Source organism: Oceanisphaera pacifica, assembly GCF_017498065.1.
Taxonomy (GTDB): Bacteria; Pseudomonadota; Gammaproteobacteria; order Enterobacterales; family Aeromonadaceae; genus Oceanimonas; species Oceanimonas pacifica.
Window position 1 is genome coordinate 1 of record NZ_JAGDFX010000012.1, and the last position, 16,684, is coordinate 16,684.

Genomic DNA, 16,684 nt, shown 5'->3' on the forward strand with positions numbered 1-16,684 from the left:
GGCCTGCCGCCAGCGTTCAATCTGAGCCATGATCAAACTCTTCAATTAAAAGTTCTAGCTCAATGAATTACTGATGTACTGCTATTTCTAGTTGCACTTCACAAGACATTGAAAAACAATATTTTTTTGTTCTCAACGCTCTGCGAGTGCCCACACAGTTTGCTTGATAAATTGTTAAAGAGCGTTTGACCTTGCTCAGGTCAGGGATGCGTATTTTACGCATTCCGTATTGTTCGTCAAGTGTTTGTTTCAAACTTTATTTCGTTGTCTGCAAACCCTTGTGACCGTGAGCGAGTTGCCCCGTGTCAGTGGATGCGCATTATAGGGAAGCCGCGTTTAAGCGCAACCCCTAAAGTGACAAAAATACGCATTTAGTGACTGATTGCTTAAACACCCAGCAAAAACACAACCTATATACAGAGTTACCCACAAAATGACGCCTTACGCCAATCGCTGTACGCCCTACGTTAAAGAAATACAGGTTTGATTTGTTCGTACAGCGTATAACGTAAAGCGTACCGCTTTCTGTTTGAATGGATTGCCGCGTCCTTGCACTCCTCGCAATGACCGTTTAAAAGCTAAAGCACACAGCGCTCACTTGTAGCGTGCCGCTTTAGCTCGCACCGAGCGTCAGCGAGAAAATGTAAAAACCAATAACAAACGCCCAATACCAAACCTAAACACTGCACAGCTGAAGCAGAGCCTACAAAAATATACAAAACGCCGAGCTAACAGAAAGCTATACGCCGACCGCTGTACGCCCTACGCTAAAGAAACACAGCTCCCTTTGGGAAGCTTTAAGCCGTCAGCTATCAGCAATAGGCTAAAAAGGGACACAGGTTGGGTTTGTACGGCTTAAGATGTATGGATTTATTTATCTATAAGCCGTTACTATGGGTGACTCACTCAATAATAGAGACAGGCACTAATAATGACTCCTCTTAACTCTTATCAAGGTATTAGCCCAACATTAGCTGAAGGTGTGTTTGTGGAAGCCTCTGCCGTTTTATATGGCGACATTAGACTTGCAGAGCACGCGAGTGTTTGGCCTTTGGTTGCAGCGCGGGGAGACGTGCAAAAAATTCGTATCGGTCGGCGCACTAATATTCAAGATGGCTGTGTATTGCATGTGTCTCGGCCAAGTGCTCACTTTCCCGAGGGGTTACCTCTACTTATTGGAGATGATGTGACCGTTGGTCATAAGGCCATGCTGCATGCTTGTACTATTGGTAACCGAGTTTTAATTGGCATGGGCACAATTGTGCTAGATGACGCAATTGTGGGTGACGATGTGATTATTGGTGCAGGCAGTTTGGTGCCACCGGGTAAGCAATTAGAGTCGGGATACTTATATGTGGGTAGCCCAGTTAAGCAAGCGCGCCGGCTTACTGCTGAAGAGAAAGCGTTTTTACCAGAGTCGGCAGCGAATTATGTTCGCTTGAAAGATGAATATCGTCAGCAGAAGTGAACGTTAAGGTAACGCTGTCAGCCGTACGCTGCCCGTTAAAGATAAGAAAAGCGGTGGCGCTCTTTAGCTATTCACTTAAAGCCTGACAGCTTTAAGCTCCCGTAGAGCTATAACAAGAGGCTACCATCTGGGCTAAAAGCTTCTTGAGCAATAAGATCGCTCACCTGTTCTTCTATGTCGAAGCGTACTGACTCAAAGGCGAGGATAATACTCGCCTCGTCCAGTAAGGGTTGTTCACTCAGATGCTCGAGTGCCGATAAGCTAAGGTAGCAAATAACTTGTCCACCAGACCACTGAGCACTAAAAGCCACTCTTTGTTGTTCGGGCTGCCAGTTAAGATCATCATTCACAATCACATCTTGGTTCATGTTAGTACCTATTAGTTAGTACCTAATACAGGTGATAAATTAAATGAGGAGTAAGGGTTAACCCACTTACTCCACTGAGATGTTATTTCGCCGCGTCTAGTTTGGCGCGTAATGATACTAATACAGGCATAATGTTGGGCCTTACATTACGCCATAAATAGAAACTTTCTGCGGCTTGGCCAACCAACATACCTAAACCGTCAAACCTGTGCTCAACCCCAAGTTCTCTGGCCCATGCCATAAAGGGGGTTTCTTCTTGCCCATACATCATGTCATACACCCGTGTTTGGCCATGGCATACTTGTGGGTCTAGTGACAGGTTTTCACCTTGTAAGCTGGCAGAAGTACTATTAATGATAATATCAAAGCCACTGTCTAGTGCTGCTAAAGGCTCACTAATAATATTGCCTAGATGAGAGAAACGTTGCGCCAGCTCAGTGGCCCGAGCCGGGGTGCGATTTGCTACCACTAACTTTGCCGGTTGCTCATCAAGCAAAGGCGATACAGCCCCACGGGCCGCGCCACCGGCTCCGAGTAATAAGATATTGGCACCGGCCAGCTCAAATCCTAAACGTTTCAGATCCATCACCAAGCCCGCGCCATCGGTATTATCACCTAACCAACGACCATCGGGTAATAACTGCAATGTATTAACAGCACCTGCCAGCTCGGCTCTTTCTGTTAGTTCATCTGCAATATCCATGGCTTGGGTTTTAAAAGGCACGGTAATATTACAGCCTTGTCCGCCCTCGCGGGCAAAGTGCTGCAGGCTATCAGCAAAGCCATCAAGCGGAGCCAATAAGCGCTGATAATCAATCGCTTGGCTAGTTTGCTCGGCAAACTGATGGTGAATAAAGGGAGATTGACTGTGTTTGATGGGGTGACCGATAACGGCATATCTGTCCATGATGCTGGCTCTCACTTACAATAAACTCAGAATTTATAAATCAAGTAGACGATATTCAATAAGATATTGCTACCTACTCGGCTTTTTAGGTTGCAAATAATATCAAAACGAATAGATTTTGCGCTAATTAACAACATCACTGTGGCTTGCTTTGGATACTGAACTTTTAAAAACCTTTCTTGAGGTTTCCCGCACCCGTCATTTTGGTAAAGCGGCGGAACACCTTTATCTGACCCCTTCAGCAGTAAGCTTTCGTATTCGTCAGCTAGAAGGTCAGCTGGGTGTTACCTTGTTTACGCGTTTGCGTAATAATATTCAACTCACCTCTTCGGGCGAGGCGTTAGTCCCTCATGCCGAGTCTATGCTATTGGCGTGGGCGAGGGCCCAACATGAAGTGGCCTTAAGTGAACAACAAACGCAACAACTGGCCGTGGCAGGTACGGCGAATTTGTGGGATGCCTACCTACAAGAAGGCTTACATCGTTTATATGGTGAACTGCCGGCATTGTCGTTGCGCGCCGATATACGTACTCCTGAGCAAATGACCCGCGCCCTTCTGGGCCGCACGCTGGATGTGGCATTTTTAACCGACCCGGCACGCATCGAGGGCGTGTATCATGTGGCTATTCATACGATGGAGTTACAGTTGGTATCAAGTTACCAACATTTAGATACCGCCAAGGCCATGGCGCAGGATTATATTCGTATCGATTGGGGAACAGCGTTTAATACGCAACATGCCAAGCTGTTTAATACTGCAACCCCTCCTATATTGCATACGGGGTCGGTGCGTATTGCGCTTGAATATTTATTGCATCATGGCGGCAGTGCCTTTTTGCCAAGCTCGATGATCAGCCATTACCAGCAACAAGAGCAGCTGTTTGTTGTGGCCGACACCCCCTCTATTAACCGTGAGGTTTATGCCGCCTATTTACCCGGCGGGGAGCGCCAAGAGCTTATCGATCGCGTGGTTGCTCTGTTTGCGCCCCCCCCATAACTCGTATTAAACCCAGTTTCTCGGTACTAAAAAGTCATTCAGCTTGGCTTCTGGGGTGCCCGCTGCAGGTTGCCAGTCGTATTCCCAACGCGCCAGCGGCGGCATCGACATTAGGATAGACTCGGTACGCCCTCCGGTTTGTAAGCCAAATAAGGTGCCTCTGTCATACACCAAGTTAAACTCAACGTAACGTCCGCGGCGGTATAATTGAAATTGACGTTCTTGCTCGGTATAGGGGGTGTCTTTACGTCGTTCAATAATCGGCAAATATCCATCCAAGTAGCCATTGCCCACGGCCTGCATAAAGGCAAAGCACTGTTCAAATGGCCATTGATTTAAATCATCAAAAAACAAGCCGCCCACACCGCGAGTTTCATCACGATGCTTAAGGTAGAAGTAATCATCGCACCATTTTTTATACTCAGGATAAACCTGCTCACCAAAAGGAGCACACAAATCTGCGGCCACTTGATGCCAATGCTCGCAGTCTTCTTCTACAGGATAAAAAGGGGTTAAATCGAAGCCACCACCAAACCACCATACCGGATCCGCGCCTTCTTTTTCGGCAATAAAAAAGCGCACATTGGCATGACTAGTAGGCACATGAGGGTTGTTGGGGTGGATCACTAAGGAGACCCCCATGGCTTCAAACGAGCGCCCTGCTAATTCAGGTCGGTGTGCGGTTGCCGAGGCGGGCATTTCAGTGCCATATACATGAGAAAAGTTCACGCCGCCTTGCTCAATCACACTTCCATTTCGCATCACGCGACTACGGCCACCACCGCCTTCGGCGCGATCCCAGCTATCTTCTTCAAATTGACCCACACCGTCTGCCTGCTCGAGTCCTGCACAAATGGTGTCTTGCAGCTGTAATAAAAACGCTTTTACAGCACTAATATCAGGTTGAGTGCTCATTATGTTCCTCTAAGTTAGTCATCATGCAGGACGTAGTACTGCACCAGTACTGCCATCTCTTATTAGGGATGGATTGATCATACCCCCTGTCTGCCCGGGTAAGATATAATCCAGCTCACTCCCCATTGTTTGCGCAAGCTCGCTAACACTTCTTGCCGGCGGCGCACCGCTTTTATTAGCGCTGCTTGAAACCAAGGGCTTATTAAAGCCTAAGCAAAGATCGTGCACTTGGGGATGAGCGGATACGCGCACAGCCAAGGAGTTAAAACGCCCCGTTAACCAAGCGGGCACCTCGGGCTTAGCGGGAATAATCCAAGTATTTGGGCCAGGCCAGCTCTCTAATATAACGGCCAAACGCCCTTGTGGCAGTGCACTTAAATCAAGGTAAGGCAGTAGCTGGCTAATATCTGCAGCAACTAAGACTAACCCTTTGTCGATGGGCCTTTGCTTTATATTAAGTAAGCGCTGTACTGCACCACCATTATCGGGATCACAGCCTACACCAAAGACGGCTTCGGTGGCATAACCAATCACCCCCCCTTGGCGTAGCTGCTCTAGGGCAAATTGCAATGATTGTGCATTCATTAAAGTACTCATTGATTAAATATAACCTTGCATGACTTGAGATAAGCTTTGTGACTGAACATCGAAGTCTATTATTCTTGATAGCCACAGCCTTTTTTGGGGCATTGAACTTGGCCTTTGCGCTCAACCAAAATAGCAAAATCACAGTTCGGGCAGCGCTTATCAAGGGGCTTATCGTTTACCACAAAGCGACAGTCGGGATAATGATTACAGGCATAAAAACGCTTGCCATAGCGGGAGGTTCTGGCGACCAACTGACCTTTACTGCAAATGGGACAGCTAGGCTCAGCTTGGCCTTGATCGTTAATATCGGCAATATGATTGCAGTCGGGGTAATGAGTACAACCAATAAAGAGCCCAAAGCGGCCTTTTTTAATGGCTAACGAATGCTGACATTGTGGGCATTCACTGCCTTCAAGCACTTTTTCAATATCTTGATCGTGCTCTATTACTTTAAGGGGACGTAAATAGTCACAGGCAGGATAGGCGGCACACCCTAAAAATGCGCCGTGTTTACCGTGGCGTAATTCAAGGTTAGCACCGCATTGAGGGCAGGCTTCTTGCTCCCAAGAAGCAGACTCTTGGGTATTAAATAAACTGGAATCAATTTTTGACATGCCGCGCCTCCATTATTATTGGCTAAATACTACCAGCGCGGCCGCTATCAGTGAACTACCCCTTCTGGTTCTTCAAAAACAAGTTCTTCTAATTGATGATAAGCCGACTCACTACCCGGAATATTAAAGAGCACCATCATGGCAACCCATTTCAGATCGTCTAGCTCTATTTCGGGGGAGTCTAGCTCCATAAGCCGGTCGATAACAATTTCTCGGGTTTCTGAGTTCAGTACTTTAATTTGCTCTAAAAACAGCAAGAAGCCTCGGCCTTCGGCATCAATCTTATATAACTCTTCTTGGGTATAAATTCGAAAAGAGTCAGGCTCAGATCGAGCCCACTTGGGTGTTTCTTCGGCAACTTGCAAGTCGGCTAAACGTTCTAACCATGCCAGCGCTTTTAAAATTTCTTGTTTATGAAAACCCGCCTGGGTTAACTCATCGGCGAGAGCATCTTGTTCTACCTCTGCATCTACATCGGTATGAATGTAGGTTTCGAATAAGTACATCAGTACCTCGAACATGATCAATCCCTCCTCGCTCTGACATAGCCCCCCGGTACGGTTTCAACCCAACCTGCTAATTCTAGTTCAACCAGCTGGGTTAGCACCTCTTGTACCGGCTGCTGGCAACGAGACGCAATGAGATCTAACGCCGTTACCTCTAATCCTACGTTATCCAACAACTCAGGATAAGGCAATAACTCTGCCTGTGTTGATGGCATTATTTTAACAGCAGCCACGGAAAATGCTGTTAACTCTTCCAGTATATCATTAGCTTGCATCACTAATTTAGCGCCTTTTTGAATTAAGAGGTTACAGCCTTGCGCTAAAGGGTTTTGCCAAGCGCCAGGAATGGCAAAAACTTCCCGACCTTGTTCATTTGCATAACGTGCGGTAATTAAAGAGCCACTTCGCTCAGCCGCCTCCACCACTAGTACCCCTAAACTTAAACCACTAATAATACGGTTACGTCGCGGAAAATGATGAGCTAAGGGACCAAGCCAGGGGTAACATTCGGATAATAGCGCCCCACCACTGTCAATTAACGCCCTTGCAAGCTGCTGATGGCGCTTGGGATAACATCTATCTAACCCTGAGCCTAGCACCGCAAAACTAGTTCCGCCTGCGTCTAATGCCGCTTTATGACTAAGGCCATCTACGCCTATGGCTAAGCCTGAGGTAATAATGGCACCGGCGCGCACCAGTTCAGGTATTAAATTGCGGGTGTTTTCTTTGCCCACATATGAGGGATGTCGGCTGCCCACCACCGCGATTTGGTCCTGAGTGAGTTTGTGTACGTCTCCTTCCACAAACAACAATAAGGGCGCAGCAGGAATGGCTTTTAGTTGTGCGGGATAATCGGCATGATCCCAAGGTAATACATGGCGGTTTGCCGCCCCCTCTTGCCACGCTAATATGGGATCGAGCAGTTCAAAATGCGCCGTAACTAATTGTAATCGCTGCGCTTGGCTTAAATGGCATTGCTCCAGTTGCTCTGGCTGATACCACTGAGATCCGAGCTTTCGATATAACTGAATCGCCCGCACTGGCCCTATGCCATGGGTTTGCTGTAGTGCCAGCCAAGGCAACAATGGGTGTTGCTGTAAGTTAGTCGCCGTCATGTGCCACTCCTTATCTCACATCCAGTCGCCGCACTCACAACTAGACGCATTAACACTCGGTGTTTTAGTGACTTAGCGCGCTTCTATTAAGTCTTGCTGTTTTTTGTGCGCTGACACAGTTAAAATAGAGGCAATATCGATTGATAACAGAGTTAGGTCACCATGGCACAAGTATTAAAAGTATTACGTTTTCCTGATGAACGCCTGCGCACCGTCGCTAAGCCCATTACTGAGTTCACCCCTGCCCTACAACAAATTGTAGATGATATGTTTGAAACCATGTATGCAGAAGAAGGTATTGGTCTGGCTGCGACTCAGGTGGATATTCATCAACAGTTAATAGTGATGGATGTTTCTGAAGACAGAGATCAGCGCTTAGTGTTGATAAATCCAGAAATTTTAGAACAAAGCGGCAGTACCGGCATTGAAGAAGGCTGCTTGTCAGTTCCGGGAGCTCGCGCCTTAGTAGAAAGAGCCGAGTGGGTAAAAGTACGTGCACAAAATGCGCAAGGGGAAACCTTTGAGCTAGAAGCCGACGATTTATTGGCTATTTGTATTCAGCATGAGATGGATCATTTAAAAGGCAAACTCTTTGTTGATTACTTATCGCCACTTAAGCGCCAGCGTATTCGCCAAAAAATGGAAAAGCTCACCAAACAAGAAGCCCAAGGTCTTTAATTATAAAAGGATATCTTTTGCGCCCACTCAATATCATTTTTGCCGGCACCCCGGACTTTGCTGCTCGTCATTTACAAGCCCTACTCGGCTCTGAGCATCAGGTTGTGGCGGTATACACCCAGCCCGACCGCCCGGCGGGACGAGGTAAAAAACTGACCCCAAGCCCTGTAAAAGTAGCGGCTGAGCAAGCCGGCATCCCGGTGTTACAACCCATAAGTTTGCGTAATGACGAGGCACAGCAAGAGCTGGCAGCCCTTAATGCCGATATTATGGTGGTGGTGGCTTATGGCTTAATTTTGCCTCAGCCGGTATTAGATATTCCTCGTTTAGGCTGCATTAATGTGCATGGCTCTTTGCTGCCTCGCTGGCGGGGTGCCGCGCCCATTCAACGGGCGATTTGGGCCGATGATAACACCACGGGTGTCACCATTATGCAGATGGATGAAGGCCTAGATACTGGGGATATGCTGCACATTGCAAGCTTACCCATTGAGGCTGACGACACCTCTGCCAGCTTATATGACAAGCTGGCTCATATTGGCCCCCAAGCACTGCTACACAGCTTGGCAGAGATTAGCGAAGGTAAGGCCACGCCCGTGGTGCAAGACGACACTCAGGCCAACTACGCTAAAAAGCTATCTAAAGAAGAAGCCCGTATCGACTGGCAACAAGACGCAAGCCACATAGCCCGTTGCGTACGCGCCTTTAACCCTTGGCCCTTTAGTTATTTTACCGTCGCTGAACACAATATTAAGGTATGGCAAAGTAAGGCAATAGACGAGCCCACTGACTTAGCGCCAGGTACCATTATTCAGGCCAATAAAGCAGGGATTGATATTGCCACAGGCCAAGGCATATTACGTCTGCTAAGCCTACAAGTTCCCGGCAAAAAAGCCATGGGCTGCCAAGATTTGCTAAATGCGCGCAAAGACTGGTTTCAACCTGGTACTCGCCTCGCGTAAACGCCTTTAATTTATTGGATATATTATGAAAACCCGTGCCGCCGCCGCTAATATTTTGCATCAAGTGCTTAACCAAGGACAGTCGTTATCGACCCTGCTACCGCGTTATCAGTCTAAGGTTGCTGCCAAAGATCGTGCCCTACTGCAAGAGCTGTGCTTTGGCACACTGCGTTGGTATAGCCGATTAGATGCCATGACCAAGCCGCTATTAGAAAAGCCGCTTAAGGGAAAATACCGTGTGGTGCACTCACTGTTATTGGTTGGCATCTATCAGCTACTTTATACCCGTGTTCCTGCCCATGCAGCATTGGCCGAAACCGTGAACGCCTGCAAAGTGCTCAAAGTCGAACCTTTTAAGGGCATGGTGAATGGCGTACTGCGTAATGTACAGCGCAAGCAAGATGAGCTCACCACTAAGGTTGATGCCTTGCCACAGCTACGGCTAGCCCACCCCAATTGGCTATTAAAGCGCATACAGCAGGCTTACCCTGAGCAGTGGCAAGATATTTTAACCGCCAATAATCAGCATCCACCTATGTGGATACGGGTTAATCAAAGTCAGCACAGCCGCGAACAATATCTCGCGCTGTTACAACAAGCAGAACTAGACGCGACCCCAGATGAGCTTGCCCAAAGCGCATTACGCTTAGCACGACCGGTCGATGTGACTAGTCTGCCAGGATTTGAGCAAGGCCATAGTTCAGTACAAGATGGTGCAGCACAATTGGCCGCCCAATTGTTAGATGCCCAAGCCGGTGAGCTTGTTTTAGATGCCTGCGCGGCACCCGGGGGGAAAACGGCGCACATACTGGAGCGCCAGCCAGCACTATCACAGCTGGTGGCGGTTGATCTGGATAATGATCGTCTTAAGCGCGTGCATCAAAACTTAGATCGCATCGGCTTAGCAGCCACCGTATTACAAGGTGATGCCGCTCAGCCTGCTGATTGGTGGCAAGGCGAGCAGTTTGATCGCATCTTGTTGGATGCGCCCTGCTCTGCCACTGGAGTTATTCGACGCCATCCCGACATTAAATGGCTGCGCCGCCCCGAGGATATAACTCAGCTGGCCACACTACAGGGACAAATTTTAGATGCGCTTTGGCAGCAACTTAAGCCCGGCGGCACCTTAATTTATGCCACTTGCTCTATATTGCCCGACGAAAATAGTCAGCAAATTACCGCCTTTTTAAATCGAACGCCTAATGCGCTTCTTAAGCCCTTGCACGCCAATGACACTCCCGACAACCCCGGCTGGCAATTATTACCCGGCGCTGAACAAAGAGACGGCTTTTATTATGCCAAGTTGAGTAAAACGGCATGAAAATTATTATTTTAGGTGCAGGACAAGTAGGAGGCACACTCGCCGAAAATTTAGTGGGCGAAAATAATGACATTACTATTGTTGATACCAACACTGAACGCTTGCGCGAATTACAAGATAAGTATGACTTGCGGGTGATTAATGGCCACGGCTCTTACCCCAATATATTGCGTGAGGCCGGCGCCCAAGACGCCGATATGCTAGTGGCGGTAACCAGTAGCGACGAAACTAATATGATTGCCTGTCAGGTCGCATATTCGCTGTTTAATACACCAAATAAAGTGGCGCGCATTCGCTCGCCGGAGTTTTTAGCCGAACGCGAGCGGCTCTTCCTCAATGAAGCCCTGCCCGTGGATAACCTGATTGCTCCTGAGCAATTAGTAACAGAATATATTTATCGCCTCGTTCAATACCCAGGTGCATTACAGGTGGTGGACTTTGCTAAAGGTAAGGTCGGTTTGGTGGCCATAAAAGCCTATTACGGGGGCCCTTTAGTGGGGAATGCGCTGTCGAGCTTGCGTGATCATATGCCAGGCATCGATATTCGCGTGGCGGCGATATTTCGCCAAAACAGACCGATTCGCCCTCAAGGCACCACCATTATTGAAGCGGATGACGAAGTATTCTTTGTGGCGGCCAGCGGCCATATTCGCGCAGTCATGTCTGAGTTACAGCGTTTAGAAAGTAACTATAAACGCATTATGATTGTGGGCGGCGGTCATGTGGGCGCCGGTTTAGCAAGGCGACTAGAAAAGCATTATTCTGTTAAATTGATAGAGCACAAGTTAGCACGCGCCGAGCAATTATCAGAGCAGTTAGAAAATACCATCGTCTTTTGTGGTGATGCCGCTGATGAAGAACTATTAATAGAAGAGCATATTGATCAAGTTGATGTGTTTATTGCGGTTACCAACCAAGATGAAGCCAATATTATGTCGGCCATGTTGGCCAAAAAACTGGGCGCTAAAAAAACCATGGTGCTGATTCAGCGCAGCGCCTACGTTGATTTAGTACAAGGCGGCAGCATAGATGTGGCTATATCGCCGCAGCAAGCCACTATATCGGCACTATTAACTCATGTTAGGCGCGCTGATATCGTTAATGTTTACTCACTGCGTCGTGGTGCGGCCGAGGCCATTGAAGCCATTGCCCATGGCGATGATTCCACCTCTAAGGTAGTGGGTCGGCAAGTAGGCGAGCTAAAGTTACCGCCGGGCACCACTGTGGGTGCAATAGTGCGCGGTGACGAGGTGATTATTGGTCACGATCAAACTGTGATTGAACAAAACGACCATGTGATTTTGTTTTTGGTTAACAAGAAGTTTATTCCCGAAGTAGAACGCTTGTTCCAACCCAGCCCCTTTTTCCTTTAAGGGTGAGCTTGAACACACTTTTTGCCACGGAATACACGGAAGAACACTGACGAAGAACGAAACCAATGCACATCTATGCGGAGCATGGATTCGAGAGTAAATACAAAACAGATACCAGGGTAAGTCCAGTAAGACAGCATAACCCGATAATAAAAAGATCTTTCAGATTTGCTCTCTATTTTTCCGTGGGTTCTGTGGACTCCGTGGCAAGAAAGTCTTTAGTCTTCTGCGGCTAGACGTTCTTTGGCTGCGGCTCTTTCTTGTAGGTGCTCGGGTAGCGGCTTGGTGACTTCTACGCCGAGTTCGCGAAAGGCTTCGGCTTGGCGGATCAAGTTACCGCGACCGCTACTCAGCTTTTTCATCGCACCTTGATAATGACTTTCCGCCTTATTTAAAGATTGACCGACGGCCTCCATATCTTCTGTAAATAAGCGCAGCTTTTCATAGATTTTACCTGCTGACTCAGCAATTTTACGCGCATTTTGATTCTGTCGCTCAACCCGCCACAGATTTTCTATGGTACGTAACGCCACCAGTAAGTTAGTGGGGCTCACCAGTAAAATATTATGGTCGAGGGCATATTTAATCAGCGCAGGCTCGGCTTCTACCGCCACTAAAAAGGCCGGCTCGACGGCCACAAACATCAAAACATAATCTAGGGTTCTAACGCCTTTTAGCTGCTGATAGTCTTTGCGGCCTAACTCTCTAATGTGGCCGCGTACCGAGGCTACATGATCACGCAGCGCTTGTTCACGGGCAGGGGCATCATCGCCGTTATAGTAGCGCTCATAGGCGGTGAGTGAGACTTTAGCATCAATAATAATGTCTTTATTTTGTGGCAGATGCACAATCACATCGGGTTGATAGCGCTTGCCTTGGGCATTATTTAAGCTCATTTGCGTACTATATTCGTGTCCTTCACGCAGGCCCGACTCAGATAATACCCGCGCCAATACCACCTCGCCCCAGTTACCTTGTTGTTTACTGTCGCCTTTAAGCGCGCGAGTGAGCGCCACTGTATCAGCACTCATTTGTTGGTGTAATTCAGCTAAACGCTCAATTTCAAACTTTAAGCTATGTCGCTGGCGGCTTTCGTCTGAGTAGGTTTCTTGCATATTGCGCCGAAAACCTTCTAGCTGCTCACGCAATGGAGATAGCAACCCATCTAGGCTATTTTGGTTTAATTCACGAAAGTTATGTGTTTTTTTCTCAAAAATACGCTGTGCTAAGTTTTCAAACTGTTGCTGTAAGCGCGCTTCGTTATTGGCTAACTCGGTCTGCTTTTCTGCAGCCCACTGGCGCTCTTGGCGCAGTAGCGTTTCGTACTCTTTTAAGCGACCATTCATTTTAAGCACCAGCTGTTGCTGTTGCTCAAGTTTTTGCTGAGTGACCTGTAATTCGTCACTTTTATCTTGTAACCCACTGCGTAATTGCTGATTTTGCTGGGCTTGCAATTGTAAGCGCGTACCCAATTTTAGTTGGGTAAGCCCCCATGCAGCAAACGCGGATGCCGCAGCGAATATGTATGGCCAATAAGTGGTAAGTAACATCATCATTAGCGCCTGCGCTGTTCAAGCAACATGGTAACGCGGCGGTTAAAACGCAGCCACAACAGTACATAGAGTAGATAAATTAAGATAATTAACCACTTATGTTGATTCACGCCATTATCGAAGGCGGACAAAGGAATGCCGCGCACTTGTACATAAATGAGCAGCAATAGGGGAAACATCAAAAATACCGACCAGCGCCAGCACTGATTCAGCAAAGAAATGATAAAGGCGTTATTCAAGGTAACCGTCCACTTTCGGTCTAATAAGCAGCCGTCAGCTTAACAGTGACAGCTACATAATTCAGCCATTGGTATGCAGATAATGCTTTAGCTGCTCAGAGGGAATTGAGCTACTGGAAGATAACGTATAAGCCGCCCATTGGCTGGCTTGGGTTAATACGGTGGCCATGGGTAAATCTGCTAATAAGCCGTGGATCACCCCACCGGCAAACGCATCTCCGGCTCCCGTGGCATCCACCACAGACACCATGCGCGCCGGAATTTGTAGGTGCTGCTGGGCAGAAAAGGCTTCTACCCCTTGCTCACCATGGGTCACCACCAGCCATTGTAAGCCGGGGCCTGCAAGTTGTTGAGCATGCTGCCAAAGATCTTGTTGCTGTGCTAAATCTGTTGCAGAGGCAATCATTACCTGACAAGGCCGAGCATCTTTACCGCCTTTAGGGTATTGACTGACCACCAAGCTATGCTTAGCCATTTGCGCCATATAAGTGGCGACTTCAGCCCCCTCATAATTTACATATAAACAATCAACTGGGCTGCTAGGTAAACTGCTAGGGAGTGCTAAGCGTCTGTGCTGGCGTAAAATAGTACGCTCGCCTCTGTCATCCACTAACACCAACAACTCACCGGTTTCTCCATCAAATTGTTCTATATGGCGGATATCTAGCCCAAGATTGCTGGCTTCTTGCAATAACCAGTTTCCCGTTGCGTCTTGGCCAACCTGCGCCAAAATACTCACCTCGTGCCCTGCCCACAATAAGCCGGTGCCGGTATTCGCGCCGCCCCCCCCTAAGCGGCGCCCCTGATCTTTGTAATGTAGGCGCCCCCCCGCGTGTAACGGCTCATCTAACAGCAACACATGATCACAATTTAAGTTAGCCAGCAATCGTATTTTTGCCATTTCAGATCTCCACGGTGACGACAAAATATAAACAACTATCTTAGCTAACCATCACAATAGAAGCTATCAGGCTGCTTAGAGTACACAGTATCTAGATAAAATGAATAGTTCAGTTAACTTAGTGCTGATTACCATGATTACTATCAATAAAAATAGTATTTTAATGCTATATATTATTGATTGGCACTGTTAATCTTGCATGCAGCAGCAACAATTACATAACATCTTACTGCGCAAATAAAACAATACAATAATAAGCACGGGACGCTTAATCTAATGAATGGAATATCAGCATAGGTTGGTATTGTTGTTATTTCTCCTCATAGACATCATCTGTCCTCAGCTTCAATATCAGGTCGCTATTAGCGGTTTTATCATTGGGAATGGACATGCAACTACTGAATAACTTAAGTCTTCGCTATAAATTATCGGCCATGGTGGCCAGTTTATTTATTGGCATACTATTAGTACAAAGTTCAGCGCTTATCGGATTAAGACAACAAATAATGGACACACGAAAATCCAGCGTTCAAGAACAAGTAGAAACCGCAGCCTCTTTAGTACAGCATTATTATGCGCAAAGCCCGCGCTTAGGAAAGCAAGAAAGCCAACGTTTGGCCAAAATAGCCTTAGGCACATTACGTTATGGTAATGAAGGTTATATGTGGATTAACGATATGCAACATAAGCTTATCTTACATCCGATCAAACCTGAGTCTGAAGGCAAAGACATGACTCAAGTCACAGATGCAGATGGTCAGTACCACTGGCAGAGTATGGTAGAGCAAGTAAAACAACAGGGTGCCGGCTTTGTTGACTATAGCTACTTAGGCCCTCAATCTACCGAACCACAACCTAAGGTGTCTTATGTGCAGGGCTTTGCCCCTTGGGGCTGGGTGATTGGCAGTGGTATTTATTTAAGCGATGTTAACGCTTTATTCTGGCAACAAGCCACTAAGTCTCTACTATTAACAGCGCTAGTTATGGTACTTGCACTTATTGTTGTAGCGCTCATTAGCCGCTCGCTCACCTTTTCTGTGGCGCGGGTGCACCATGTGGTACGTCAATTTGGTGAAGGCAATTTAAGTGCACGTACTCATGCGACCCGTACCGATGAAATAGGCCAGCTGTCTCGAGAAATTGATAATATGGGAGCGCAGCTTTGTGGATTATTGCTGCAGGTGCGCAATGCATCTAGCTTATTAGATCACGAAGCTGAAGGTCTAAGTATAAAAAGTCAGCAAACGCGGGCCAGTATGCAAACTCAGTTTTCTGAAGTAGATCAAGTCGCAACTGCAATGAATGAAATGAATACCACCGTTAATGAAGTAGCGCGCCATGCCAATGATGCCTCTTCTGCGGCAGATCATGCTAATAATGAAGCGCGCATGGGTCATGACGACGTGACTCGCAGTATTAGTAGTATGTTGCAACTTGCTGAAACGGTAACGCAAGCAGATCAGGCTATGCGTGAATTAGAAACACAAACTCAGCAAATAGGCTCAGTGGTAGAGGTGATTAGTAATATCTCTGAGCAAACGAACTTGCTCGCACTCAATGCTGCCATTGAAGCAGCAAGAGCCGGAGAGTCTGGCCGAGGCTTTGCTGTGGTAGCAGATGAGGTTCGCTCACTCGCGCAGCGAACTCAAGAGTCGACCGGCGAAATTCAATCGATGATCCAGCACTTACAAAACCATGCCACCACTGTTGTTGCACACATGCACACTAGCCAAGAGCAAGCTGGGAGCAGTGTCGAAATAGTACGCGCTGCTGGTCATGATTTAGAAAGAATTTTAGAAGAGGTGCAACGCATTAATGATATGAATGCACAAATAGCCACGGCATCAGAGGAGCAATCTGCCGTTGCTGAAGAAATTAATCGTAACCTGACACAAATAAATAAAGGATCAGAAGAGGCACTTCAAGTCAGCGAACTGATTTCACAGACCAGTGATAAAGTACTTGAGGCCTCACAGGATTTGAGCCGGCAGATTACGCACTTTACGCTAGAAGAGCATCATACCCCTGCTGCAAACGAGAAGAACAATCGCAAACTTGTAATACAGCCAGCTTAATAACAATAAGGCCGTATCTTGATGCGGCCTTATTTTATCTAATACCAATCGCACTAGAGAAGTAGTCAGCTTTAATAGCTGCAAAAGCCGAACAAAGAGGTGAC

The 16,684-nt window shown here is 47.3% G+C and carries 17 protein-coding genes; 7 read left to right on the forward strand and 10 right to left on the reverse strand.

Translation table 11 applies throughout. The features are described 5' to 3' along the window. Positions 1–931: 931 nt before the first annotated feature. Positions 932–1,468 carry a gamma carbonic anhydrase family protein gene (locus tag J3U76_RS10655; RefSeq protein WP_208005955.1) on the forward strand — a complete coding sequence of 179 codons (537 nt, stop codon included), beginning with the start codon at positions 932–934 and terminating at the stop codon, positions 1,466–1,468. Between the two features lie 107 nt (positions 1,469–1,575). On the opposite strand, the gene J3U76_RS10660 is transcribed toward J3U76_RS10655, so the two are convergent. Continuing rightward, positions 1,576–1,836, reverse strand: coding sequence for a DUF1488 family protein (locus tag J3U76_RS10660; protein ID WP_208005956.1), 261 nt, complete (start codon positions 1,834–1,836; stop codon positions 1,576–1,578). 82 nt (positions 1,837–1,918) lie between these two features. Then, a complete protein-coding gene (gene aroE / locus J3U76_RS10665; protein WP_208005957.1) occupies positions 1,919–2,743 on the reverse strand; it encodes a shikimate dehydrogenase in 825 nt (274 codons plus the stop codon). 151 nt (positions 2,744–2,894) lie between these two features. Between aroE and hdfR the strand changes: the two genes are divergently transcribed. Continuing rightward, a complete protein-coding gene (gene hdfR / locus J3U76_RS10670; protein ID WP_208005958.1) occupies positions 2,895–3,740 on the forward strand; it encodes an HTH-type transcriptional regulator HdfR in 846 nt (281 codons plus the stop codon). Positions 3,741–3,746: 6 nt separating this feature from the next. On the opposite strand, the gene hemF is transcribed toward hdfR, so the two are convergent. The 5 genes from hemF to dprA all read right to left on the reverse strand — a co-directional run bounded on the left by hemF (position 3,747) and on the right by dprA (position 7,478). Continuing rightward, positions 3,747–4,655, reverse strand: a complete 909-nt coding sequence (gene hemF, locus J3U76_RS10675) for an oxygen-dependent coproporphyrinogen oxidase (protein ID WP_208005959.1) — start codon at positions 4,653–4,655, stop codon at positions 3,747–3,749. Between the two features lie 21 nt (positions 4,656–4,676). Then, positions 4,677–5,240 (reverse strand): L-threonylcarbamoyladenylate synthase type 1 TsaC, encoded by a 564-nt coding sequence (gene tsaC / locus J3U76_RS10680; protein WP_208005960.1) that lies wholly within the window; start codon positions 5,238–5,240, stop codon positions 4,677–4,679. 71 nt (positions 5,241–5,311) lie between these two features. Continuing rightward, complete coding sequence (locus tag J3U76_RS10685; RefSeq protein WP_208005961.1) at positions 5,312–5,857, reverse strand: DNA topoisomerase family protein; 546 nt, start codon at positions 5,855–5,857, stop codon at positions 5,312–5,314. A 47-nt stretch (positions 5,858–5,904) separates the two neighbouring features. Then, entirely contained in the window at positions 5,905–6,378 is a 474-nt protein-coding gene (locus J3U76_RS10690; protein WP_208005962.1) for a DUF494 family protein, read from the reverse strand. 2 nt (positions 6,379–6,380) lie between these two features. Further along, positions 6,381–7,478, reverse strand: a complete 1,098-nt coding sequence (dprA, locus tag J3U76_RS10695) for a DNA-processing protein DprA (protein ID WP_208005963.1) — start codon at positions 7,476–7,478, stop codon at positions 6,381–6,383. 162 nt (positions 7,479–7,640) lie between these two features. Between dprA and def the strand changes: the two genes are divergently transcribed. The 4 genes from def to trkA are packed head-to-tail and all read left to right on the forward strand — an operon-like array spanning position 7,641 to position 11,812. Beyond that, complete coding sequence (gene def / locus J3U76_RS10700) at positions 7,641–8,156, forward strand: peptide deformylase (RefSeq protein WP_208005964.1); 516 nt, start codon at positions 7,641–7,643, stop codon at positions 8,154–8,156. Positions 8,157–8,173: 17 nt separating this feature from the next. Beyond that, positions 8,174–9,118 (forward strand): methionyl-tRNA formyltransferase, encoded by a 945-nt coding sequence (fmt, locus tag J3U76_RS10705; RefSeq protein WP_208005965.1) that lies wholly within the window; start codon positions 8,174–8,176, stop codon positions 9,116–9,118. A 25-nt stretch (positions 9,119–9,143) separates the two neighbouring features. After that, positions 9,144–10,439, forward strand: a complete 1,296-nt coding sequence (gene rsmB, locus J3U76_RS10710) for a 16S rRNA (cytosine(967)-C(5))-methyltransferase RsmB (protein WP_208005966.1) — start codon at positions 9,144–9,146, stop codon at positions 10,437–10,439. After that, the gene (gene trkA, locus J3U76_RS10715; RefSeq protein ID WP_208005967.1) at positions 10,436–11,812 is read left to right on the forward strand and encodes a Trk system potassium transporter TrkA; all 1,377 of its coding nucleotides are present in this window, start codon (positions 10,436–10,438) and stop codon (positions 11,810–11,812) included. Before rsmB ends, trkA begins: the two co-directional genes overlap by 4 nt. A gap of 218 nt (positions 11,813–12,030) precedes the next feature. On the opposite strand, the gene rmuC is transcribed toward trkA, so the two are convergent. The 3 genes from rmuC to J3U76_RS10730 all read right to left on the reverse strand — a co-directional run bounded on the left by rmuC (position 12,031) and on the right by J3U76_RS10730 (position 14,505). Next, positions 12,031–13,365 carry a DNA recombination protein RmuC gene (gene rmuC / locus J3U76_RS10720; protein ID WP_208006049.1) on the reverse strand — a complete coding sequence of 445 codons (1,335 nt, stop codon included), beginning with the start codon at positions 13,363–13,365 and terminating at the stop codon, positions 12,031–12,033. 2 nt (positions 13,366–13,367) lie between these two features. Further along, positions 13,368–13,604 (reverse strand): hypothetical protein, encoded by a 237-nt coding sequence (locus J3U76_RS10725; protein ID WP_208005968.1) that lies wholly within the window; start codon positions 13,602–13,604, stop codon positions 13,368–13,370. A 61-nt stretch (positions 13,605–13,665) separates the two neighbouring features. After that, entirely contained in the window at positions 13,666–14,505 is an 840-nt protein-coding gene (locus tag J3U76_RS10730) for a PfkB family carbohydrate kinase (protein ID WP_208005969.1), read from the reverse strand. A 389-nt stretch (positions 14,506–14,894) separates the two neighbouring features. Between J3U76_RS10730 and J3U76_RS10735 the strand changes: the two genes are divergently transcribed. Then, a complete protein-coding gene (locus tag J3U76_RS10735; RefSeq protein WP_208005970.1) occupies positions 14,895–16,580 on the forward strand; it encodes a methyl-accepting chemotaxis protein in 1,686 nt (561 codons plus the stop codon). Positions 16,581–16,684: the final 104 nt, after the last annotated feature.